Source organism: Salinisphaera sp. (genome assembly GCF_035690525.1).
Classification (GTDB): domain Bacteria; phylum Pseudomonadota; class Gammaproteobacteria; order Nevskiales; family Salinisphaeraceae; genus Salinisphaera.
Window position 1 is genome coordinate 1 of the sequence record NZ_DASSKM010000059.1, and the last position, 21,086, is coordinate 21,086.

The window sequence follows — 21,086 nt, forward strand, 5'->3', positions numbered from 1 at the left end:
CATTGGACTTCCATCATCGAACCGCTTGCGCGGCGTCAAAACAAAAAGAAACCGGCGGGAAACGTGGGTGCCGGCGGGCGCTATTCCAAGCCCGCGCGCGGATCAGGCTCGTCGGGCGCGATATACTCGGCCTGGTCGTCGACCTGGTCGTCGGCCGGCGCCGCATCCGGCTCGAGCGATTCGGCGGCAGCGGCCGGCTGTTCGCCCCGCAATCGCGCCACCGCGGCATCGAGCCTGTCGATATCCTTAATCTCGGGCAGGTCCGGCAGGTCCGACAGCCGCCTGACGCCGAAATCGTCGAGAAACCGCTGGGTGGTGGCGTACAACGCCGGCCGGCCCGGCACTTCGCGATGTCCGACGATCTTGATCCACTCGTACTCGGTCAGCGTCTTGATAATGCCGGTGGAAACCGACACGCCGCGCACGGCTTCGATATCCGAACGCGCGAGCGGCTGGCGATAGCAGATGATCGCCAACGTTTCGAGCATGGCGCGCGACAGTTTCGGCGGGCGCTCTTCCCAGAGGCGGGCCACCAGATCGCCGTAATCGGGCCCGACCTGGAAGCGCCAGCCGCCGGCCACCTCGACCAGTTCGACCGCGGAATGATCGTAGCGTGCGGCGAGCGCCGCCAGCGCGGTGCGCACCGCCGATTTCTCGATCGCTTCGGTGGTATCCAGCACGCGCACGAGCTGATCGACCGACAGCGGCGTATCCGCCGCCATCAGCAGCGCCTCGATGCAGCGCAGCAAGCGCTCCGGGACTTCGCCGGGTTGCGGGTTCGCCGCGGGCGCGGGCGCTTTCGATTCGTGGTCGCTCATCCGCCACCCCGGCGCCGCAGCGAGAACGGCCCGTACGGCGCCGCCTGCTCGATCGCGATCAGCGACTCGCGCGCCAGTTCCAGAATCGCCAGGAACGACACGACCACGCCGAGCCGGCCTTCCTCGAGTACCACGAGCGCCACGAAGGCGACCGGCCGATCGGTATTCAGCCGCTCGAGAATACGCGTCATGTGCGCGCGCACCGACAGCGGCTCGCGTTCGATCACGTGCTGCGAATACAGCTCGGCTCGCGTCAGCACGTCGTGCAGCGCGCCGAGCAGCATGCGCAGATCGGTGTCCGGGGATGGCCGCTCGATCGTCATCGCGGCCGGCTCGTGGCGCACCGGCGTGATATCGCGTCCGACCCGCGGGCAGTTGTCCAGGTTTCCGGCGGCTTCCTTGAACTGTTCGTACTCGGCCAGCCGGCGAATCAGTTCGGATCTAGGGTCCTCGCCCTCGTCTTCCTCCGCGGCTTCGGTCTTCGGCAACAACAGCCGCGATTTGATCTCGGCCAACATGGCCGCCATCAGCAAATACTCGCCGGCCAACTCGATCGCCATCTCCTCCATCAGTTCGATGTAGGCCATGTACTGCTGGGTGATGGTGAACACGGGGATATCGAGAATGTTCAGATTCTGGCGACGGATCAGATACAGCAACAGATCGAGCGGCCCCTCGAAAGCTTCCAAAAAGACGCGCAGCGCATCCGGCGGAATATAGAGATCCTCCGGCAGCGCCTCGTAGGGCTCGCCGGCGACCCGGATCGCCTCATCCGGCGCGCGTTCGGCGCTGACCGGGGTTTCGCTCAAAATCCCGCCGGCAGGAAGCCGGTCGCAGCATAGGCCGCGTCCAGCGTCGGCTGTGCGCGCTCGCGGGCGGCGGCCGCGCCGCGCGCCAGAATCGCATCCAGGCCGGCCGTGTCCTCGGCGAAGCCGGCGTAACGCATCTGCAACGGCTCGAGAAACGCGACCACGGCATCCGCCAGATCGCCCTTGAGCGCGCCGTAGCCGGCGCCGGCGTAGTCGCGCTCCAGGTCGGCGATGGGCCGCTCGGTGACCGCGGAGAAAATCGACAGCAGGTTGGCAACGCCCGGCTTGTTCGCCTCGTCGAAGCGCACTTCGCCGTCCGAATCGGTCACCGCGCGCTTGATTTTCTTGATCACCTTGTTCGGCGGGTCGAGCAACTTGATGACGTTGGCCTCGACCTTGTCGGACTTGCTCATCTTCGCGGTCGGCTCGCCGAGGCTCATGATGCGCGCGCCGACTTCGGGGATAAACGGTTCGGGTACGGTAAACACGTCCCGGCCGACGCGCGCGTTGAAGCGCCCGGCCAGATTGCGGGTGAGTTCGAGATGCTGTTTCTGGTCGTTGCCGACCGGCACCGCGTCGGCTTGATACAAGAGGATATCGGCGGCCATGAGCACGGGATAATCGAACAGGCCCGCATTGACGTTGTCGACGTTCTTGGCCGACTTGTCCTTGAACTGCGTCATCCGGTTCAACTCGCCCATCGAGGTATGACAATTGAGCAGCCAGGCGAGCTGGGCGTGCGCCGGCACGTGCGACTGCACGAACAGGGTCGCCGACTCCGGATCGACGCCGGCGGCCAGATACAGGCACAAAAATTCATGACAGCGCGCGCGCAGAGCCGCGGGATCCTGGCGCACGGTGATCGCGTGCATGTCGACCAGCGTGAACAGGCATTCGTGCGTCGCCTGCATGTTCACCCAATGCTTGAGCGCGCCGATGTAATTGCCCAGCGTCAGTTCGCCGGAAGGCTGAATACCGGACAGGACGACCGGTCGGGCGTTGGCCGAAGACACGAAACACTCCCAGTTGTCGGGCATGACAAACGCACGAGTATACGGTACTCGGGCCCGACTGCCTCAGCCGGTTTCGCCCTCGCCCAGGCCGATCGCCTGCGCGCCGCCCTTGCCGGCGCGCAGGATTTCGGGCACATCGCCGGTCAGATCGACCACCGTGGTGGGCTCGACGCCCGTGGCTCCCGCGTCGACGATCAGATCGATGCGCCGGCCGAACGCTTCCCGTACTTCGCCGGCCTCCGAGAGTGAACGGTCGTCGTCGGTCGCGGCGGTCACGGTCATGAACGGCTCGCCCAGCGCCTCGACGATCGCGCGTGCCACCGGATGCCCGGGCACACGGATGCCGATGGTCTTGCGCTTAGGGTGGGCAAGCCAATTCGGCACCTGCTTCGACGCCTTGAGGATGAAGGTATAAGCGCCCGGCGTGGCCGATTTCAGCAAGCGAAAGCTCGTATTCTCCACCTTGGCGTACTGCGCGATCTCCGACAGATCACGACAAACCAGCGTGAAGAAATGATCGCGATCCAGGCCGCGGATCTGGCGAATCCGCTCCATGGCGTCCTTATCGCCCATCGCACAGGCCAGACCGTAAGACGAATCAGTCGGGTAGGCGACGATCTGTCCGGCGCGCAATGCATCGGCGGCCTTGGCGATGCGACGCGGCTGCGGTGTATCGGCGTGGACATGGACGAGTTCGCTCATGGCCCGAGTGTAACCACTCTCCCGGCTTTCGCCCATAGTCGGGGCCCGGCGTATGCGGCACACTGGGCTCGCCATCAGTCACCCGGGATGAACCACTATGGATTACTTCGCTATCGTGTGCTTCGATGTCGCCGAAAGCGCCGACGGCCGCGCCAAGGCGGGCGAGGAACATCGTCAGCGCCTGCGGGATTTGGACGCCGAGGGTCGGCTTCTGACCGCGGGGCCGTTGCCGCGAACCGATGCCTACGGCCGAATCAGCGAAGGCTACCAGGGCAGCATCATCATTGCCGCCTTCGACAGCCTCGAATCGGCGCGACAGTGGGCCAAGGTCGATCCCTACAACGCCGAAGGCGTGTACATGGAAACCACGGTCTACCCATACAAAAAAGTCTTTTAGCCGTGCCGATGAATGATCGCATCCACCGTATTCGCGCCGCCCTCGCCGAGCGGCTGAACACCGACGACATCGCCATACGCGACGACAGTCATCTGCACGTCGGCCATGCCGGGGCGGCGACCGGGCTCGGACATTTCCACGTCACCATCCGCTCGCCGGAGTTCAGCGGCGTGCGCTCGATCCAACGTCATCGGCTGGTCTACGCCGCGCTCGGCGAATTGATGCAGACCGATATCCACGCGGTACAGATCCGCGCGCTGGCACCCGAAGAATAGACCGAACGACCATCGTCGCGCGGCTCGGGGCGGGGGCGACCGGCCCAGGGAGAAGTTGCTTGAAAACCCGGCCTCTCGTAATTGGCGGTCTGCTTATCGCCGCCGGCCCGTTGTACGCGCAGGACCCCGACGCGCCGATCGCCGCTCCGGCTCCGGCCGCCTCGAGTGCCGCCGACGCGCCCGTCAGCGTGCTGGCGCCGATCCAGGTCAATGCTTTTCGCCTGGGCCAGGATCTGCTGTCCATCCCGGCCGCGGTCGGCGTGATCCGGCATGACGCGATCGCTCGGGGCCAACGCAAGATCCAGCTCGATTCCGCGCTCAACCGCGTGCCCGGGGTCTATACCAACAACAGTTCGAATTTCGCCCAGAATCTGCGCGTGTCGATTCGCGGCTTCGGCGCCCGCTCGGCCTTCGGCGTACGCGGCGTGCGTGTGCGGGTCGACGGTATCCCCGCGACCCTGGTCGACGGCCAAGCCCAAACCGATTCGATCGATCCCGGCGCGATCGAGCGCATCGTCGTGCTGCGCGGCCCGTTCTCGGCGCTGTATGGCAACGCCACCGGCGGCGTGATCAATATCACCACCTTAAAGCCGAGCGACGGCCCGCTCGATGCGGCCGAGGTTACCGGCGGCAGCAACGGCTATCACCGCGAAAGCGTGTCGTCGGCCCACAAATACGACCAATGGGGCTACGCCGCAACGCTGACCCGGCTGAACCAAAAAGGTTACCGCCAGCACAGCAAGGTGGTGAAAAACCAGTTCACCGGCAAGATCCAGCGCGACATCGGCGCCGACGGCCGGCTTATGCTGACCACCCGCCTGCTGCACGCGCCGAACACCCAGGACCCGGGCGGGGTGACGCGCGCGACCGCGGCGGCCGATCGCCACGCCGCACGCGACGCCAATCTCGACTACGACGCCCGCCAGACCGTGGGCCAGGAAACCTTCGGCGGCGTGTTCACGGACAGCCTGTCCGAGCACCAGGACTACAAGCTGCACGCCTTCTACAGCCACCGGAATTTCATCCAATACCTGCCGTTTGGCACGACCAGCGGCGGCGGCGTCGTGACCTACCGGCGCAACTTCTTCGGCGGCGGCGGCCAGAGCACGCGCTACGACACGCTGTTCGGGCACGATAACCGGCTCGTGCTCGGCATCGACGTGCAAACCCAACAGGACGATCGCCAGCGTTACAACAACGACTTCGGCAGCAAAGGCCGCCGACGTTTCAACCAGGATGAAACCGCGACCAACGTCGGCGTGTTCGCCCAGAACGAGTTCGCGATCACGCCAAATCTGAAAGCGACGGCCGGCGCGCGCTACGACTGGCTCGACTTCGACATCGACGACCATTTCGAATCCGACGGCGACCAGTCGGGCAGCCGCGACTATCGCCGCGCGTCGTTCAACGCCGGCATCAACTACGCCTGGGCGCACCGGCAGCACGTCTATGCCAACATCGCCAACGCCTTCGAGTCGCCGACATTCACGGAATTCGCCAACCCCAGCGGCTCAGGCGGTTTCAATCCGGACCTCGACCCGCAGAAGGCGATCAACTACGAAATCGGAGCCAAAGGCGAGTTCGGCCACCGTGGGCGCTATCAGATCGATGCCTTCTGGATCGAGGTGCGCGACGCCATCACCGCTTATGCCGAGCAAGGCGATCGTACCTTCTACCAGAACTCCGGGCGCTCGCGGCGCCGGGGCATCGAATCGAAACTGTCGTTCGAGCTCGGCCATCATCTGTCGGCGACACTGGCCTACACCGCCGCCAGTTACGAGTACCGCGACTTCGTCGACGAAAACGGCAATAACTACGCCGGCAACCGTCTGCCCGGCATTCCGGAGCAGACCGCCTTCGGCGAACTCGCCTGGCAACGCGCGGACATCGGCTACGCCGCCGTGGACGTGCACTGGACCGGCTCGATCTATGCCGACGACGCCAACACCGCGCGCGTGGCCCCGCACACCGTGGTCAACGCCCGCGTCGGCAAGACGGTGCCGGCCGGCGCGCATCGGCTGACCGCCTATGCCGGCGTCGACAATCTGCTCGACCAGGAATATTTCGACAATATCCGCATCAACAGCTACGGCGGGCGCTACTTCGAGCCGGCGCCCGGGCGGACGATTTATATCGGTTTGAAGTACCGGCTCTAAAATCCTTAACGTCAAATATTTAACGTCTTTTAAAAGAAATTCGTCCGCGAATAAACGCTAATGAACGCAAATAAGACCCTAACTGCAAGAACAACTAATTTACATGTAGGTCGGATTAGCGCGCAGCGCGTAATCCGACGCTAAACGGGATATTGCCGTTGTATTCCGTCGGATTACGGCTAACGCCTAATCCGACCTACAACCTCTTTTAATTTGCGTTTATTTAGCGTTCATTCGCGGATAAATATTTTTTAAGCACCACTTCACTATCCACACGTTTACGCAACGAAATTAGTCTTTTTATTTGCTCATATCAGGGTTTACCTGCGAACAACTCTCATCAAGAAACTTTGAGAGCGTGGCCTGGTCGAGCGCACTTACGCGCAGCGTGCGCGTCTCGACCGGCGCGCCGGCGCCGTCGGCCTTGCGGCGCAGCACGACCAGCGGCTGGTAGGCATCGAACTCGGCTTCGTGAAACGCCACGCGCGGATCGTGCTCGACCGCGCCCGGCGCATAGATACCGCAGCGGACCACGGCATATTCGTTGTCGCCACCGACGCGGTATTCGCGGCCGATGCGCTCGGCGGCGTCCTGGAAGGCCCGGGCCACCCAGGCGTCGATCACCGACCAGGCCCGATCGGCCATAATCTCGCGTCGCGCCGCCAGACGCTCGTTCGCGCCTAGCCGCGACTGTACTTCCGACGTCGTGACCTCGAGCCAGTTTCGCGCCACCCTGCTCTTCCTGCTATTGGGATCGATCGCTAGCCTACGATCTTGCCGCAAACGCGGCAAGCAAGGCAGGCCGGCCCGCCGCGTTACGAGGCCGACGCTTCGTGGCGATCGAGTAAGGCCAGCAGCCCGGTCTCGTCGAGAATCTCGACGCCGAGCCTCTCGGCTTTGTCGCGCTTGCTGCCGGCGCGCTCGCCGGCCACCACGTAATCGGTTTTCTTCGACACGCTGGACGTGACCCGCGCGCCGAATGCTTCCAGCCGGTCGCCGGCCTGCTCACGCGTGAGCGATTGCAGGCTGCCGGTGAGCACGAAGGTCCGGCCGGCCAGCGGCTGGGCCGCGGCGTCGGTATCGACCGCCGGCCAGTTGACGCCGGCCGCGATCAGCGCGTCGATGACCTCGATGTTGCGCGGTTCGGTAAAGAATTCCGCGATGCTGTGCGCGACCCGCGCTCCCACGCCCGGCACGGCCTGCAAACCTTCGGCGCTCATCATGTCGGCGTGCGCCTTCTTGGTTTCGGCCTCGGCGTCGGCTCGGGCCTCGCGTTCAATATAAGCCGCGGCCTCGGTCCGAAGCGCATCGAGCGTGCCGAAATGCCTTGCCAGATCGCGCGCCATGACCTGGCCGACCTCGCGAACGCCGAGCGCAAAGATGAAGCGTTCGAGCGTGGTGTTCTTGGCCGACTCGATCGAGGCCAGCAGGTTGGCCACCGATTTTTCGCCGTAGCCATCGCGTTCGACAAGCAGGTCGCGATGTACGCCCAGCGCGAAGATGTCGGCCGGCGAATGCAGCAGGCCCTCGGCCACGAACGCCTCGATCTGCCGCTCGCCCAGGCCGTCGATATCCAGCGCGGTTCTAGAAGCAAAGTGCTTGAGCGCCTCGCGCCGTTGGGCCGCGCAGACGAGCCCGCCCATGCAGCGCGCCGCCGCCTCGCCCTCGACGCGCTCGACCGCCGAACCGCAGACCGGACAGGCCGTCGGCAGTTCGATCGGCACCGAGTTATCACCGCGCGCGGCGACCTCCTTGACCTCGGGAATGACATCGCCCGCGCGCCGCACGACCACGCGGTCGCCGATGCGAATATCCTTGCGTGCGATCTCGTCCATGTTGTGCAGCGAGGCATTGGACACCGTCACGCCGCCGACGAACACTGGCTCGAGCTTGGCGACCGGGGTGAGCGCGCCGGTACGCCCGACCTGAAAATCCACGCTGTTGAGGGTAGTGGTGGTTTCCTCGGCCGGGAATTTGCGCGCGATCGCCCAGCGCGGGGCGCGCGCGACGAAGCCGAGTTCGGCGCGGCTCCGCCGGTCGTCGACCTTGAACACACAGCCGTCGATCTCGACATCGAGCTCGGCGCGGCGTGCCGCCATCGCCTCGTAGTAGTCGCGACAGCCCGCGAGCCCGGCCACGCGATCGATATAGGCGCTGATCGTGAAGCCCCAGCCCGCCAGCAGTTGCAGTTGTTCGTACAGGCTGCCGGCGATTTCGGCGCCGTCCACCCGGCCGATGCCGTAGCCCATGAAGGCCAGCGGACGGGTCGCGGTGATGCGCGAATCGAGCTGACGCAGACTACCGGCGGCGGCGTTGCGCGGGTTCACGAAAGTCTTTTGGCCTTGGCTTTCCAGACGCTCGTTCAATTCGTTGAATCGCGAGCGCGCGAGCACCACCTCGCCGCGGATTTCGATGAAGTCCGGCGGCGCGTGCGTGTCCAGACGCAGCGGCAGATTGCGGATGGTCCGTGCGTTCGCGGTGATGTCTTCGCCGGTCACACCGTCGCCTCGAGTGCTCGCGCGCACCATGACGCCGGCCTCGAAGCGCAGATTGAGCGCGGTGCCGTCGAACTTGGGTTCGGCGCAGTAGGTCAGTTCGTTCACGCCCGCGCCCGTGCGCGCACGGCGATCGAATTCGGCCAGTTCCTCGTCGTCGAAACAGTTGGCCAGCGAGAGCATCGGCGTGGCGTGGTCGACGGCCTCGAACTCGTCCACCGGCGGCGCGCCGACGCGCTGGGTCGGCGAATCGGCCGAGGCGAGCGCCGGATACTCGGCTTCCAGGGCTTCAAGCTCACGAAACAGCCGGTCGTATTCGGCGTCCGAAACGGTCGGCGCCGCCTCGATATAGTAGGCGCGGCTATGGTCGGCGAGCTCGCGCGCAAGCCGCTCGGCGCGTTCGCGCTTGGCCCGCGGAACCGATCCGCCCATCAGCGGCGGCGGCCGAGCTGCGCCCGTCGGTCGATGTCGGCGATCTGGTCGAGCATGTACTGCGCGGTCTGGGCCTTGAGCAGCGCGCGGTTGTCGTCGAGCACGATACCGCCGAGGTCGGTCGCCAACCGATTTGCGGTTTCCATCATGTCGCGCATGGCCGGTTTACCCTCGATCGGCGCCGGCACCAGAAGAAACAGGGTCAGCCCGGGCGTGGACAGATGGTCTTGATCGATGGGATCGAGCGTACCGGGCTTGAGCATGTTGGCCACGCAAAACACCGATTCGGTGACGCCGTGGACTTCGGTCACGCGGTGATACAGATCGTTGAGCCCGAACTTGAGATCGGCCCGCGCCAGCGCTTCATGGATGGCCGGCCCGTCGAAAACCTGGCCCTCGCGCGCGGTCACATACAGCATGAACAATTGCGAATGCTCGGTCTGCGCCGCGGCCGTCATTTCGACGCGCTCGGTGGCCGCGGGCTCGACTTCCTGCGGCTCGCCCGGCGTTTCATCCGGCATTGTCGTCCCGACCGATTCCGCTTCGAACCGGCCCGTTTCGTCGTCTTGCAATCCGCGCGGCGGCTCGGCTTCGCTCGAGCGAACGGCCGTGCCACCGGATGCCGCGGATTCGGCCTGGGCGCCATCGGCGGCCGAGCGTCGCCGTACCGCCGTGGGCTGGCGCGGCGCGCGGGTCCGGTCCGGCGGTTCGTTCGCGCCCGCGCGCACACGGGCGGCCTCGGCCGCCGCCTTGCGATCGGCCGGCGTCTCTTTGTTGATGGTGCGCACGCCGACGACGTAAGAATCGCCACCCGCCGACGTGCTGTCGCCGCCATCGACCGGTTCGTCCATGCCGTGCCACGGATCGCCCCCGCCCTGGCGCCGGATATACCAGTACACGCCGGCGACGATCACGACGACGAGAACGAGAAGAAGCCACTGCACGATAGACATAGGCAACGAGGACGAAAATGAATGGACTATGGACGACGACCCGGCCGAGCTACTCCGCGAGACCCAGCGCCTGATCGATATCGACGCTGACCAGCCGCGACACGCCCGGCTCCGCCATGGTCACGCCGTGGAGTTGCTCGGCCAATTCCATGGTCAGTTTATTATGCGTGATCACGATGAACTGCACCTGCGCCGACATTTTGCGCACCAGTTCACAAAAACGCGAGACGTTGGCATCGTCGAGCGGCGCATCGATTTCGTCGAGCATACAGAATGGCGCGGGATTGAGTTCGAACAGAGCGAACAGTAGCGCGACCGCGGTCAGCGCCTTCTCGCCGCCGGACAGCATCTGGATCGAGGCGTTGCGCTTGCCGGGCGGGCGCGCTATCACACGCACGCCGGTGGTCAGCCAATCCTCGTCGGTGAGCTCGAGCGCCGCCTCGCCGCCGCCGAACAGCTGCGGAAACATATCCGAGAACCGGCTGTTGACCTGATCGTAGGTGGACTTGAAGCGCTGCCGTGTCTCGCGGTCGATCCGGGAGATCGCGGCTTCCAGCGTGGCGAGCGCTTCCGATAGATCGGCCCGCTGGGCGCCGAGATATTGCTCGCGTTCGGCGACTTCGTCGTATTCCTCGATCGCGGCCAGATTGATCGCGCCAAGGCGCGCGATTCGGCGCTCGATGGTTTCGATCGATTCGTTCCAGGCATCGGCCGTGGCGTCTTCCGGTAACGTCTTGGCGATATCGGCCGGCGCTTCGCCGAGTTCGGCGAGCCGTTCGACCACGCCCTGGCGCCGCACGCCGGCCGTTTCGATCTCGACCTTGGCCTGTTGCAGCACCTCGCGCGCGCTTTCCACGTCCTGCTCGGCGCCCATCGCGGCCTGCGCCTGTTTTTCCAGCTCGCTCTCACAAGCCGTGAGCGCCGCACGCGCCGCGCGCAATTCACGTTCGGCGCCGGCCTGGGTTTCACGCGCGGCGCCGAGGTCATCGGCGCTGTATTCGCAGCTCGCCGCCATGTCCGGCGTCTCGGCATCGAAGCCCTCGAGCCGGCGCGTGACGTCATCCAGACCCGCCGTCGTATCGGCCAGACGCGATGTCATATGCTCGCGCCGGCTGGCAATCTGCGCCAATGCCTTGTCCAGTTCGCCGAGCCGGCGTTCGGCCGTGGCCGCCTCGCTGCGCGCCGAATCGCGCTTCTTGCGCGCCTCGGTCAGCGTCTCGCGCGCGCTTTGCCGGGCCACGGCGAAACGTTCGGCCTCGGTTTCCAGCTCGCGGACGCGCACGGCGGCCGCATCGGCTTGCTCGGCCGCCTGGGCGTGCTGGGCGGCCAGGTCGCGCAACTCGGCTTCGATCTCGCCGTCGCGGCGCCGCGTCTGCTCGGCGCGCAGACGCCGGCCTTCCAGCTCGGCGCGCAGCGTCTCGAGGCCGCGCTGGGCCTCGCCAATTTTCTGGTCCAGCGCCGCGGCCTCGCGGCGCCGGGTTTCGAACCGCGCGCGGCGCTCGCTCAGCGTGTTGTCGTCGGCGGCGCGCTGTTGTTCCAGCGCGGTCACTTCATCGGCGAGCGAGGCGATGCGCTGCTCGCGCTCGAACACGCCGCGCTCGGCCGACTCGGCGGCCGGCGTGGTGAGGCTGGCCGCGCCGACCCGGCAACCTTGCCGCGTGATGATCGACTGGCACGCGCCGAGACGCTCGCGCGCGGCCAGGGCGGCATCGAGATCATCGGCGACGAAGATCTGCGCGGCCGCCGCGCGCAGCGCCGCCGGACCCTCGATGCCCTCGGCCAGCGAGACCAGCCCGGGCGGCGGCGCCGGTCTATCGGCGGTGAAATCACGCTCGGATTCGACCAGCGTGACCGGTTCGTTCGGCCATTCGAGCGCCTCGGCCGCCGCGCCGGCCAGCGATTCGACCGTGAAACCGCGCAACAACGGGCCCAGGGCCGCTTCGGCGGCGTCCTGCCAGCCGTCGCGAATCCGTACCCGACGCGCCACACCTTCGGCCTGACCGTGGCCGCGCGCGGCCAGCCAGGCATTGATGGTTTCGTCGTCCTCGCGCAGCACGGCCTGCTGCATCTTGCGCTCGGAGGCGAGTTCGGCCTGGCGCTCGGCGAGTTCGGTTCGTCGGGCGGCGAGCTGTTGCTCCAGCTCGGCGATCTCGCCGCGCAGCGCCTCGTTCGCCGTGCCGGCCGCGGCGGCCTGCTCGCGATCGGCTTCGAGCTGGCGTGCGCGCGCCTCGACATCCTGCCCGGCCTCGGCCAGGCCCGAGTCGTCGATCGCCGGCAATCGTTCGCGCTCGGCCCGACGCGCGGCGTCGCGTTCGGCCAGGGCTTCGCGCTGCTGGCCCGTATAGCGTGCGCGCGTGCGTTCGGCGTCGAGTTGCTGCACCGGATTGTGCTCGGACGCGTTGCACTCGTCCCACGCCGATTCGGCCTGCGCGGCTTGCTGTTCGGCCGTTGCCAATCGTTCGCGCGCGGCGTCACGTTCCGCCGTCGCGGCATCGCGCTCGGTCTGGCGCGTCCGCTCTTCGGCGGCCAGCTTGGCGTCGGCTTCGCGGTCGCCTTGGCGCCGCTGGCCGAGCGTGTCCAAGCGATCGACGAGCTGCTGGCGTTCGCGCTGGCGCATCCGTTCGACGTCGCGGGCATGCGCGAGCGTTTGTTCGATGCGGCCGACGCGCGCCTGCGCGTCGTAATACGCGGCCTGACGGTTGTGCACCTCGGTCATTGCGTTCTGCTGCGCCTTGCCGGCCTCGTCACGCGCGCCGTCGGCCCGGCGGCGGGCGGAGATGACCTCGCGCAAGCGGTTCTCCGCTTCCCGCAGCCGCGCCTCGGCCGCTTCGACCTCGCCGGTCCGGGCCTGCCAATGCAGCGTCAGCAACTCGGCCCGCAGGCGACGCTCGTCGGCCTTGAGCGTCTTGTACTTCTCGGCGTTGGCGGCTTGGCGCTTGAGCGTGGCCAGGCGCTGCGTGATCTCGGAAATCAGGTCGTCCAGACGTTCGAGGTTCTCGCGCGTGTGGCGCATACGGTTTTCGGTCTCGCGCCGGCGCTCCTTGTACTTGGAAATGCCGGCGGTCTCCTCGAGGACCTGCCGCATGTCTTCGGGTTTGGCCTCGATCAGCCGATTGACCGCGCCCTGCTCGATCACCGCATAGTTGCTGCGCCCGCCGAGGCCCGTACCCAGAAACAGATCGACCACATCGCGCCGGCGCGCGCGGGTGTTGTTGATGAAATACTTCGAACCGCCGTCGCGGGTGAGCTCACGGCGCACCGAGATTTCGGCGAACGCGCCGTACTGACCGCCGAGCTTGCCCTCGCCGTTGTCGAATTTCAGTTCGACCGAGGCGCGGCCGACCGGCTTGCGGGCGTTGGAGCCGTTGAAGATCACGTCCTCGAGCGACTCGCCGCGCAACTGCCGCGCGCTCGACTCGCCGGTAACCCAGCGCACCGCGTCGATCACGTTGGACTTGCCGCAGCCGTTCGGCCCGACCACGCTGGTCAGGTTCGAGGCCAGCGACAGCGTCGTCGGGTCGACGAAAGACTTGAAGCCCGCAAGTTTGATCTGGGTCAGCCGCATGCGGTGCTACCCCGCCGGCCAACCGTTTCGGCCCTGCTCGTCGCGCATTCTGCCCTCTGACGCGGCGCGGTGCCGCTACGCCCGCAAAGCACGCTAGTGTAACCTAGCTCGCCGTCGATTCGACATATTGACGACCGTCCACGGAAAACGCGATGCCCACCAGCCCAAGCCGCACCCTCGAGACCTTCGACAACCCCACGCCGGAGCGCGACTACACGATTCGCATGCGCATACCGGAGTTCACCTGTCTATGCCCGGTCACCGGCCAGCCCGATTTCGCCACGCTGCATCTGGAATACGTGCCGGAAACGAGCTGCGTGGAGCTGAAGTCGCTCAAGCTCTATATCTGGTCGTATCGCGACGAGGGCGCTTTTCACGAGGCGGTGACCAACAAGATTCTGTCGGACCTGGTCGCGGCCACGGCACCGCGCTTTATGCGGCTGAGCGCCGAATTCTGGGTGCGCGGCGGCATCGATACCACCGTCATCGCCGAGCATCGCGCCGACGGCTGGCAGCCGTCGCCGCGCGTCGATCTGCCCTAGAGTCTCCTAGGATCTGTTGCCCCGACCCTACCGCAACGGCGCCAAATTATTGCCGATAACGCGGACGCGCGTGCCGTTGCTGATGCCCTCGGCCGTATCGATCGTCACGCTGCGGGTGCCGCCGGCGTCCATGGCGACGGCGACCCGATACACGGTCACGTTGCGGATGTGCTTTTCGGCGATGTTTCCGGCATAAGCGCCACCCAGCGCACCGGCGATCTCGGCGATCGTCTTGCCGGCCCCGTGGCCGATCTGGCTGCCGAGCACGCCACCGGCCACCCCGCCGATCACGGCGCCGACGCCGCTGCCGTGTTCAGGGTTACGCTCGATCGGCGTGATCGATTTAATTGTGCCGCAGTCGCTGCAGACCGGCTGGTCGTTACTCTCGGCCTGTTCGGCCCCCTCGTCGACCGTCTGTCGCGCCGCGCTCTGTTTCTTCTCGGCCTCGGCTTCCTCCTCCTTCGCCCGACTGACCTCGTCCTGCGCCGCCTGTTTTTCCTGTGCGGCCTTGGCATCGGCCGCCCGCGCTTTCGCTTCGGCCAGATTCTTTTTGGCCTGTTCGAGGTTCTCGTTGGCCTGCTTGAGCTGGGCTTGGGCGTCCTGGTCGCTTTCGGAACAAGCGGTCAGACCGAAGACACAGATGAGCAGCGCTACGGCGGCGGTGCGAAGCAACGATTTTGAGGTCATATTCTACTCGCTGGCTGAGAGGGCGTTCACAAAGCCATAGCGCGGCCATTTCGGGCCCGTCCGGTGCCCAAACCGACGACGTTCGTTGTGCTGTATGGATACCCTCTAAAACATTGCCCTAGAGTTGTTCCGGCGTCGTTCCAGCGGTGGCCAGGAAACAACTACAATGGCCGCGTCATTGTACAGCGCGCTTGTCGAACGATAGATGAACCCCGTATCGGAACTGGCCGCCGGCCCGTCTTATCTGGCCCGCGGCTTCTCGATGCTTACCGCACCGGGTTTACGGCGCTACGTGATCGGGCCGATCCTGGTGAACATCGTTTTGATCGTCGCGTTGGTGGGCGTGCTCGGCTGGCAGATCAACGATTGGCTCAATGCGTGGCTCGCCGGCCTGCCGAGTTGGCTGGCCTGGCTCGAGAACGTGCTCTGGTGGCTGGCGATGATCCTCTGCACGCTGGCTTTCTGCTATTTCTTCACGCTGTTGGCCAACCTGATCGCCAGCCCGTTCAACGGTATGCTCTCGGCCCGAGTGGAAAAGCTGCGCACCGGCGAGGAGCCGAACAGCAACATGAGCATCGCCGGCGAAATGTGGGACGGCGTCAGTAGCGAACTGCGGCGACTGCGCTATTACATCTCGCGTGCCGCCATGCTCGGTCTGGTCAGCCTCGTTCTGCTGTTCATTCCCGTCGCCAATCTCGCCATCGCACCGCTTTGGTTCATCTTCGGCGCGTTCATGCTCGCGTTCGAATATCTCGATCAGCCCATGGCCAACCGGGGCATGGCCTTCGACGACAAGATACGGCGCCTGTATACCCGCAACTGGCGCCATCTCGGGTTCGGCAGTGTGGTCACCCTGGCGACCGCCGTTCCGCTGGCCAATCTCGTGGTCATGCCAGCGGCCGTGATCGGCGCGACGTTGCTCTACATCGAAACCGATTATCCACTGATCGGCACGGACGCCCGCGAGCCGGCAAACCGATAAATCGGCCGGCGCGCCGGGCGTGTCGAAGGACGCCGGATGCACGGATTCGTGAATATTCGATTGCACCACGGCACCATTTTTGCTAAAGCTACGCGCTGTTTGTCGACCCGAGAGCATCATGGCGACTACGGAACCGAATTCAAAACTTGACGCGCCTCAGGAGTTTACGCCCTACGTTCCGTCCGAGGACGAGGAGTACATGAACGAGGCCCAGCGCGAGCACTTCCGCAATATCCTCGTGCAGTGGAAACGCGAGCTCATGGAAGAAGTCGACCGCACCATGCATCACATGAAGGATGAGGCGGCCAACTTCCCCGATCCGACCGACCGCGCGAGCCAGGAGTCCGAGTTCAGCCTCGAACTACGGACCCGCGACCGCGAGCGCAAGCTGATTCGCAAGATCGATCAGGGCGTCGCGCGCGTCGACCGCGACGACTACGGGTTCTGCGAAACCTGCGGCACCGAGATCGGCATCCGCCGGCTCGAGGCGCGGCCCACCGCCACGCTCTGCGTCGACTGCAAGAGCCTCGACGAAATCCGCGAGCGCCAGCTCGGCCGCTGACGAATTTCGGGGAATTCAAGGATCGGCCGCCGGCCGACCCGATCCCGTCCGCTTGGCACACTGACATCGGCGCCTCGACGCAACCGAGACGCCGATGTCTTTGCGGCGGATATCGCCGACTATGCGGCATCGAAGTCAGCCGTTACATCACGCGCAGCATTCTGTGCAGGTGACCAGCGAACAAGAGGAAGGCGGCGACCCAACCTTCCGGACCGGAGTGCTGCGCAACATTATCCGCTTTACGGCGACTCGATGTAGAGTACAATTAGTTCCTGCCAATCTAGGGCGCTGCGACGGCGCCATCCGGTTGAACACGCCGCAAAAATTTCTGGTCACGACGCTTGATTTATACGAAAGTCGTACTATACTTATTGCACGGTCGATAGCATGCATGACCGCCACATCTCCTCCGAAAGGCCTTACGGCCTTTCTCGCACTTAGCCCCCTTACCCAAGGGGGCTTTTTTTTGGTCACGATCCCACCGTTGCGGCGAGCCACTATTTTCTTCCGCGTGCACGCGTTGGCTTTGCGCATTGGAATGAAAGCGCGCCGCGCAGCTACCGCGCAAAAAAAGGCGCCTCCGGAGAGACGCCTCTTGCTTTGCCGGGAAGAGTGGCGAACGTATTGTCGCTTTACTCCTCGGCGTTTTCCTCGGTCTCGGCCAGTTCCTTCATCGACAGCCGGACCCGGCCCTGGCGATCGACTTCCAGCACCTTGACCTTGACCATCTGGCCTTCGGACAACTCGTCGGAAACATTCTCCACCCGATGCGGCGCGATCTGAGAAATATGCACCAGACCATCGCGGCCCGGGGTGAGGTTGACGAACGCGCCGAAGTCGACGATGCGCACCACCTTGCCTTCGTAGATCTGGCCGGCTTCGATGTCGCGGGTGATGTCCTCGATCCGTTTGATCGCCAGATCGGCCGCCGTCTTGTCGACCGCGGCCACATGGATTGTGCCGTCATCCTCGATATCGATGCTGGCGCCGGTCTCTTCGGTGATCGAGCGAATCGTCGCCCCGCCCTTGCCGATGACGTCGCGGATCTTGTCGGAATCGATCTTGATGGTGAAGATGCGCGGCGCCCATTCGGAGACTTCCTTGCGCGGCGCGTCGATGGTTTCGGACATCACGTCCAGGATATGCAGGCGACCTTCCCGGGCCTGTTCCAGCGCGACTTCCATGATCTCGCGGGTGATGCCGCCGATCTTGATGTCCATCTGCAACGCGGTGACGCCGTTCTTGGAGCCGGCCACCTTGAAGTCCATATCGCCGAGATGATCCTCGTCGCCCAGGATGTCGGTGAGCACGGCGAACTTGTCGCCTTCCTTGATCAGGCCCATAGCCACGCCGGCTACCGGTGCGGCGATCGGTACGCCGGCGTCCATCAGCGCCAGACTGGTGCCGCAGACCGAGGCCATCGAAGATGAGCCGTTGGATTCGGTGACTTCCGAGACCACGCGCATGACGTAGGGGAACTCGTTCTCGAGGTCCGGCAGCACGCCCATGAGGGCCCGCTTGGCCAGCTTGCCGTGGCCGATCTCGCGGCGTTTCGGGCTGCCCATGAAGCCGGTTTCGCCCACGCAGTAAGGCGGGAAGTTGTAGTGCAGCATGAACGGATCTTGATACTTGCCTTCCACCGCGTCGATAAGCTGCGCATCGCGACCGGTGCCGAGCGTGGCAACCGCCAGCGCCTGGGTTTCGCCACGGGTGAACAGCGCCGAGCCGTGGGTGCGCGGCAGCACGCCGGTACGAATGGTCAAACCGCGCACGGTGCGCGTGTCGCGCCCGTCGATACGCGGCTGGCCTTCGAGAATGCGCGAACGTACCGTATTCTTCTCAAGATCGCCCAGGGCGGCCTTGACGTCTTCGGCCGAATGCCCTTCCTGGCCCTCGGCAGCGGACAACTCCTCGACCACCTTGCTCTTGATCTCGGACAGGCGCGCGGCACGGTCCTGCTTGTCGGCGATCTGGTAGGCCGCGGTGACGTCGTCCCCGGTCACCCGGGCAACCGCCTCGGCCAGCGACTCATCCTTCTCCGGCGCCTGCCAGTCCCAGGCCGGCTTGCCAACGTCGGCCGTGAGCGCTTCGATCGCCTTGATCGCGGCCTGTAGCTGTTCATGACCGAACAGTACGGCTCCCAGCATGATTTCCTCGGAAAGCTGCTTGGCTTCGGATTCGACCATCAGTACGGCATCCGACGTGCCGGCGACGACCAGGTTGAGGTCGCTTTCCTTGAGCGCGGTGGCGCTCGGGTTGAGCAGATATTCGCCGTTGGCATAGCCCACGCGGGCACCGCCGATGGGCCCGGCGAACGGCATGCCCGATAGCGCCAGCGCGGCCGAGGCGCCGATCATGGCCGGAATATCCGAATCGATTTCCGGGTCCACCGACATCACCGTCGCGATGATCTGGACTTCGTTGTAGAAGCCCTTCGGGAACAGCGGCCGGATCGGACGGTCGATCAGGCGGCAGGTCAGCGTTTCCTTCTCGCCCGGGCGGCCTTCGCGCTTGAAGAACCCGCCGGGAATCTTGCCGCCGGCGTAGGTCCGCTCTTGATAGTTGACGGTCAGCGGAAAGAAAGCGGCATCCGACCGGGCTTCTTTCTTACCTACCGCGGTGACCAACACCGCGGTATCGCCCATGCTGACCATGACGGCGCCATCGGCCTGGCGCGCGATTTCGCCGGTTTCCAGCGTGACGGTATGTTCGCCGTACTGGAACGTCTGCCGGCTGGTGACTTCTACTTTACTCACGTATTTTTTCCTGACTTTTCTGCTTTCGAAAACAAAAAAGCGCCCGTCCCGGGCTATCCGAGGGGCGCTCGAAGCGATTAAACAGGGCGGACCGCGCGCTTAGCGACGCAGGCCAAGATCCTGAATGATCGTCTTGTAACGGTTGGCATCGTGGCGTTTGACGTAATCGAGCAGCTTGCGACGACGGTTGACCATCTTCAGCAGGCCGCGGCGCGAATGGTGATCGCCCTTGTGATGATCGAAATGCTGGCCGAGCTGGCTGATGCGGGTGGTCAGCATCGCGATCTGGACTTCCGGCGAACCGGTGTCGTTGGCGTCGCGTCCGTATTTCTTGATGACGTCGGCTTTTTCTTGCGTCGACAGGGCCATAATTACTCCTGAATTCGGTTTCGGCGGGCCGGCGCAACCGGAATCCGTTACAGTCTGGCATTTTCCAAATCGGGGCCGAGTCGACGTTCAGCACGCCCTTTCAAAAAATGCCCGTGCGTTGGCCTGTTGCCTATGGCCGCCGGGTTCAATTGAGCACATATTCTAGCGACGAAACGATTTGCGCACAAGCGCGCGTGCTGTTTTCGCGCCATTTTCACGCCACTCTGGGCCTAGTTAGGCTTGCCCGCGCGCGAACAGACGTTTCGGCCGCAGTTCGCCTGCCTGCTCGCAGTAGCCGAAGCCGAGCATCCGGCCATCGGCCGACTCGATCCGCAGCAGACAATCGCGCACAGGCCACGGCCCGGCAACACGCTGCCCGTGAAGAATCGCGTGGGTTTGCGCGGCATCGAGCCGCGCGACCGGCCAGTCCGCGACGAGCGCGGAAACCGGGCGCAACCAAGAGGCCAGTTGCTCGGGCTCGTCGCGAGCCGCGTTTTCGATCTTTTCGAGTTCGATCATGGGCTCGTCGACGCCGAGCTGCCCGACCCGGGTGCGCCGCAGCGCGGCCACATGCGCACAGCCGCCCCAGGCGCGCGCCATATCCTCGACCAGCGTGCGCACATAGGTTCCGCCGGTGACCGCCACATCGAGGGTAAGATGGGTCGTACCCACGTCGACCAGATCAAGCGTGTGCACTGCGATCGGTCGCGGCGCACGCTCAACGGTCCGCCCTTCGCGCGCATATTCGTAAAGCGGCTTGCCATCGATCTTGAGCGCCGAATACATCGGCGGAATCTGCGTCTGCTCGCCGATGAAGCCGGCCAGAAGGCGGTCCAGGTCGCCCCCGGTGGGAACCGGCACGGCGCTGGTGCGGCATATTTCGCCTTCGGCGTCGCCGGTCGTGGTCTCGCTACCCAGACGCGCGGTCACCCGGTAATGCTTGTCGGACTGCAATAGGTGGGACGACAGCTTGGTCGCCTCGCCGAGACAAATCGGCAGCAGCCCGGTCGCCAACGGGTCGAGGCTGCCGGTATGACCGGCCTTGCGCGCGTCATAGGCGCGACGTACGCGTTGCAGCGCGCGGTTCGAGGACAGGCCCAACGGCTTGTCCAGCAGAATCACGCCGTCGATGTCGCGGCCGCGTTTACGGCGTGCCACGATCCGGATCGGTCTCGTCGTCTTGTGCCGTTCTATCGGCGTTCACGCGATCCTCGCGCACGGCGCCGGCGATGATCTGATCCAACCGCTGCGCCTCGCGCTCGGTGGCGTCCTCGATGAAGCGCAGATCGGGCATCACCCGCAGACGCAGACGTTTGCCGAGCTGCTTCTTGAGAAAGCCCCGGGCCGCGCGCAACCCTGCAACGGCCTCCGCCGATTTTTCGGCGGGGGCTGTCACGTCGAAGTTGCCGACATAGACCTTGGCGTGCTTGAGATCCGGTGAGACATCGACATCGGTGATGGTGACCAGCGATACCCGCGGGTCCTTCACCTGGGTCGTGACGAGGATCCCAAGCTCCCGCTTGAGTTCCTCGCCGATACGTTCGCGACGGGAGAACTCTCGTGCCATGCCGAA

At 65.0% G+C, this 21,086-nt stretch carries 19 protein-coding genes; 6 read left to right on the forward strand and 13 right to left on the reverse strand.

From position 1 onward, the window contains the following. Nucleotides 1-80: 80 nt before the first annotated feature. From scpB to VFJ08_RS04600, 4 genes are all read right to left on the reverse strand, one after another. A complete protein-coding gene (gene scpB / locus VFJ08_RS04585; protein ID WP_324995644.1) occupies nucleotides 81-818 on the reverse strand; it encodes an SMC-Scp complex subunit ScpB in 738 nt (245 codons plus the stop codon). Further along, nucleotides 815-1,627, reverse strand: coding sequence for a ScpA family protein (locus tag VFJ08_RS04590; protein ID WP_324995645.1), 813 nt, complete (start codon nucleotides 1,625-1,627; stop codon nucleotides 815-817). Before VFJ08_RS04590 ends, scpB begins: the two co-directional genes overlap by 4 nt. Next, the gene (gene trpS / locus VFJ08_RS04595) at nucleotides 1,624-2,640 is read right to left on the reverse strand and encodes a tryptophan--tRNA ligase (protein ID WP_324995646.1); all 1,017 of its coding nucleotides are present in this window, start codon (nucleotides 2,638-2,640) and stop codon (nucleotides 1,624-1,626) included. The genes VFJ08_RS04590 and trpS overlap by 4 nt, the downstream gene beginning before the upstream one ends. A 63-nt stretch (nucleotides 2,641-2,703) precedes the next feature. Then, a complete protein-coding gene (locus VFJ08_RS04600) occupies nucleotides 2,704-3,342 on the reverse strand; it encodes an L-threonylcarbamoyladenylate synthase (RefSeq protein ID WP_324995647.1) in 639 nt (212 codons plus the stop codon). A 97-nt stretch (nucleotides 3,343-3,439) separates the two neighbouring features. On the opposite strand from VFJ08_RS04600, the gene VFJ08_RS04605 reads away from it, so the two are divergent. From VFJ08_RS04605 to VFJ08_RS04615, 3 genes are read left to right on the forward strand one after another with little or no spacing between them, the layout of a single operon-like run. Continuing rightward, entirely contained in the window at nucleotides 3,440-3,739 is a 300-nt protein-coding gene (locus VFJ08_RS04605) for a YciI family protein (RefSeq protein ID WP_324995648.1), read from the forward strand. An 8-nt stretch (nucleotides 3,740-3,747) separates the two neighbouring features. Beyond that, nucleotides 3,748-4,014, forward strand: a complete 267-nt coding sequence (locus VFJ08_RS04610) for a BolA family protein (protein ID WP_324995650.1) — start codon at nucleotides 3,748-3,750, stop codon at nucleotides 4,012-4,014. A 59-nt stretch (nucleotides 4,015-4,073) separates the two neighbouring features. Continuing rightward, nucleotides 4,074-6,170 carry a TonB-dependent receptor gene (locus tag VFJ08_RS04615; protein ID WP_324995653.1) on the forward strand — a complete coding sequence of 699 codons (2,097 nt, stop codon included), beginning with the start codon at nucleotides 4,074-4,076 and terminating at the stop codon, nucleotides 6,168-6,170. 300 nt (nucleotides 6,171-6,470) lie between these two features. Here the strand turns inward: VFJ08_RS04615 and VFJ08_RS04620 are convergent, their stop codons facing one another. The 4 genes from VFJ08_RS04620 to smc all read right to left on the reverse strand — a co-directional run bounded on the left by VFJ08_RS04620 (nucleotide 6,471) and on the right by smc (nucleotide 13,615). Then, nucleotides 6,471-6,902: a hypothetical protein gene (locus tag VFJ08_RS04620; RefSeq protein ID WP_324995654.1), complete on the reverse strand. Its 432-nt coding sequence runs from the start codon at nucleotides 6,900-6,902 to the stop codon at nucleotides 6,471-6,473. Between the two features lie 83 nt (nucleotides 6,903-6,985). Continuing rightward, the gene (gene ligA, locus VFJ08_RS04625; RefSeq protein ID WP_324995656.1) at nucleotides 6,986-9,097 is read right to left on the reverse strand and encodes an NAD-dependent DNA ligase LigA; all 2,112 of its coding nucleotides are present in this window, start codon (nucleotides 9,095-9,097) and stop codon (nucleotides 6,986-6,988) included. Continuing rightward, nucleotides 9,097-10,041: a cell division protein ZipA gene (zipA, locus tag VFJ08_RS04630; protein WP_324995657.1), complete on the reverse strand. Its 945-nt coding sequence runs from the start codon at nucleotides 10,039-10,041 to the stop codon at nucleotides 9,097-9,099. The genes ligA and zipA overlap by 1 nt, the downstream gene beginning before the upstream one ends. 58 nt (nucleotides 10,042-10,099) lie before the next feature. After that, nucleotides 10,100-13,615, reverse strand: a complete 3,516-nt coding sequence (gene smc / locus VFJ08_RS04635; RefSeq protein WP_324995659.1) for a chromosome segregation protein SMC — start codon at nucleotides 13,613-13,615, stop codon at nucleotides 10,100-10,102. A gap of 152 nt (nucleotides 13,616-13,767) precedes the next feature. Between smc and queF the strand changes: the two genes are divergently transcribed. Further along, nucleotides 13,768-14,157, forward strand: a complete 390-nt coding sequence (gene queF / locus VFJ08_RS04640) for a preQ(1) synthase (protein ID WP_324995660.1) — start codon at nucleotides 13,768-13,770, stop codon at nucleotides 14,155-14,157. 27 nt (nucleotides 14,158-14,184) lie between these two features. Here queF and VFJ08_RS04645 read toward each other — a convergent pair whose 3' ends face one another. Then, on the reverse strand, nucleotides 14,185-14,844 hold the full coding sequence (locus VFJ08_RS04645; protein ID WP_324995661.1) for a glycine zipper 2TM domain-containing protein: 660 nt from the start codon (nucleotides 14,842-14,844) through the stop codon (nucleotides 14,185-14,187). Between the two features lie 205 nt (nucleotides 14,845-15,049). Here VFJ08_RS04645 and cysZ point away from each other — a divergent pair, with 205 nt between their 5' ends. Beyond that, nucleotides 15,050-15,826: a sulfate transporter CysZ gene (gene cysZ, locus VFJ08_RS04650; protein WP_324995663.1), complete on the forward strand. Its 777-nt coding sequence runs from the start codon at nucleotides 15,050-15,052 to the stop codon at nucleotides 15,824-15,826. A 118-nt stretch (nucleotides 15,827-15,944) separates the two neighbouring features. Next, nucleotides 15,945-16,388 (forward strand): RNA polymerase-binding protein DksA, encoded by a 444-nt coding sequence (gene dksA, locus VFJ08_RS04655; RefSeq protein ID WP_349256952.1) that lies wholly within the window; start codon nucleotides 15,945-15,947, stop codon nucleotides 16,386-16,388. A gap of 632 nt (nucleotides 16,389-17,020) precedes the next feature. On the opposite strand, the gene pnp is transcribed toward dksA, so the two are convergent. From pnp to rbfA, 4 genes are all read right to left on the reverse strand, one after another. Beyond that, nucleotides 17,021-19,144: a polyribonucleotide nucleotidyltransferase gene (pnp, locus tag VFJ08_RS04660; RefSeq protein WP_324995666.1), complete on the reverse strand. Its 2,124-nt coding sequence runs from the start codon at nucleotides 19,142-19,144 to the stop codon at nucleotides 17,021-17,023. 99 nt (nucleotides 19,145-19,243) lie between these two features. After that, nucleotides 19,244-19,513 carry a 30S ribosomal protein S15 gene (rpsO, locus tag VFJ08_RS04665; protein ID WP_324995668.1) on the reverse strand — a complete coding sequence of 90 codons (270 nt, stop codon included), beginning with the start codon at nucleotides 19,511-19,513 and terminating at the stop codon, nucleotides 19,244-19,246. Nucleotides 19,514-19,747: 234 nt separating this feature from the next. Further along, the gene (gene truB, locus VFJ08_RS04670; RefSeq protein ID WP_324995670.1) at nucleotides 19,748-20,671 is read right to left on the reverse strand and encodes a tRNA pseudouridine(55) synthase TruB; all 924 of its coding nucleotides are present in this window, start codon (nucleotides 20,669-20,671) and stop codon (nucleotides 19,748-19,750) included. Further along, nucleotides 20,658-21,080: a 30S ribosome-binding factor RbfA gene (gene rbfA, locus VFJ08_RS04675; RefSeq protein ID WP_324995672.1), complete on the reverse strand. Its 423-nt coding sequence runs from the start codon at nucleotides 21,078-21,080 to the stop codon at nucleotides 20,658-20,660. Before rbfA ends, truB begins: the two co-directional genes overlap by 14 nt. Nucleotides 21,081-21,086 lie beyond the last annotated feature (6 nt).

Bases quoted from the DNA above. Each gene is read 5' to 3' on its own strand.
- queF (WP_324995660.1), top strand. From the start codon at position 13,768: ATGCCCACCAGCCCAAGCCGCACCCTCGAGACCTTCGACAACCCCACG.
- rpsO (WP_324995668.1), bottom strand. From the start codon at position 19,513: ATGGCCCTGTCGACGCAAGAAAAAGCCGACGTCATCAAGAAATACGGA.
- scpB (WP_324995644.1), bottom strand. From the start codon at position 818: ATGAGCGACCACGAATCGAAAGCGCCCGCGCCCGCGGCGAACCCGCAA.
- VFJ08_RS04605 (WP_324995648.1), top strand. From the start codon at position 3,440: ATGGATTACTTCGCTATCGTGTGCTTCGATGTCGCCGAAAGCGCCGAC.
- smc (WP_324995659.1), bottom strand. From the start codon at position 13,615: ATGCGGCTGACCCAGATCAAACTTGCGGGCTTCAAGTCTTTCGTCGAC.
- ligA (WP_324995656.1), bottom strand. From the start codon at position 9,097: ATGGGCGGATCGGTTCCGCGGGCCAAGCGCGAACGCGCCGAGCGGCTT.
- dksA (WP_349256952.1), top strand. From the start codon at position 15,945: ATGGCGACTACGGAACCGAATTCAAAACTTGACGCGCCTCAGGAGTTT.
- VFJ08_RS04645 (WP_324995661.1), bottom strand. From the start codon at position 14,844: ATGACCTCAAAATCGTTGCTTCGCACCGCCGCCGTAGCGCTGCTCATC.
- VFJ08_RS04610 (WP_324995650.1), top strand. From the start codon at position 3,748: ATGAATGATCGCATCCACCGTATTCGCGCCGCCCTCGCCGAGCGGCTG.
- VFJ08_RS04600 (WP_324995647.1), bottom strand. From the start codon at position 3,342: ATGAGCGAACTCGTCCATGTCCACGCCGATACACCGCAGCCGCGTCGC.
- cysZ (WP_324995663.1), top strand. From the start codon at position 15,050: ATGAACCCCGTATCGGAACTGGCCGCCGGCCCGTCTTATCTGGCCCGC.
- rbfA (WP_324995672.1), bottom strand. From the start codon at position 21,080: ATGGCACGAGAGTTCTCCCGTCGCGAACGTATCGGCGAGGAACTCAAG.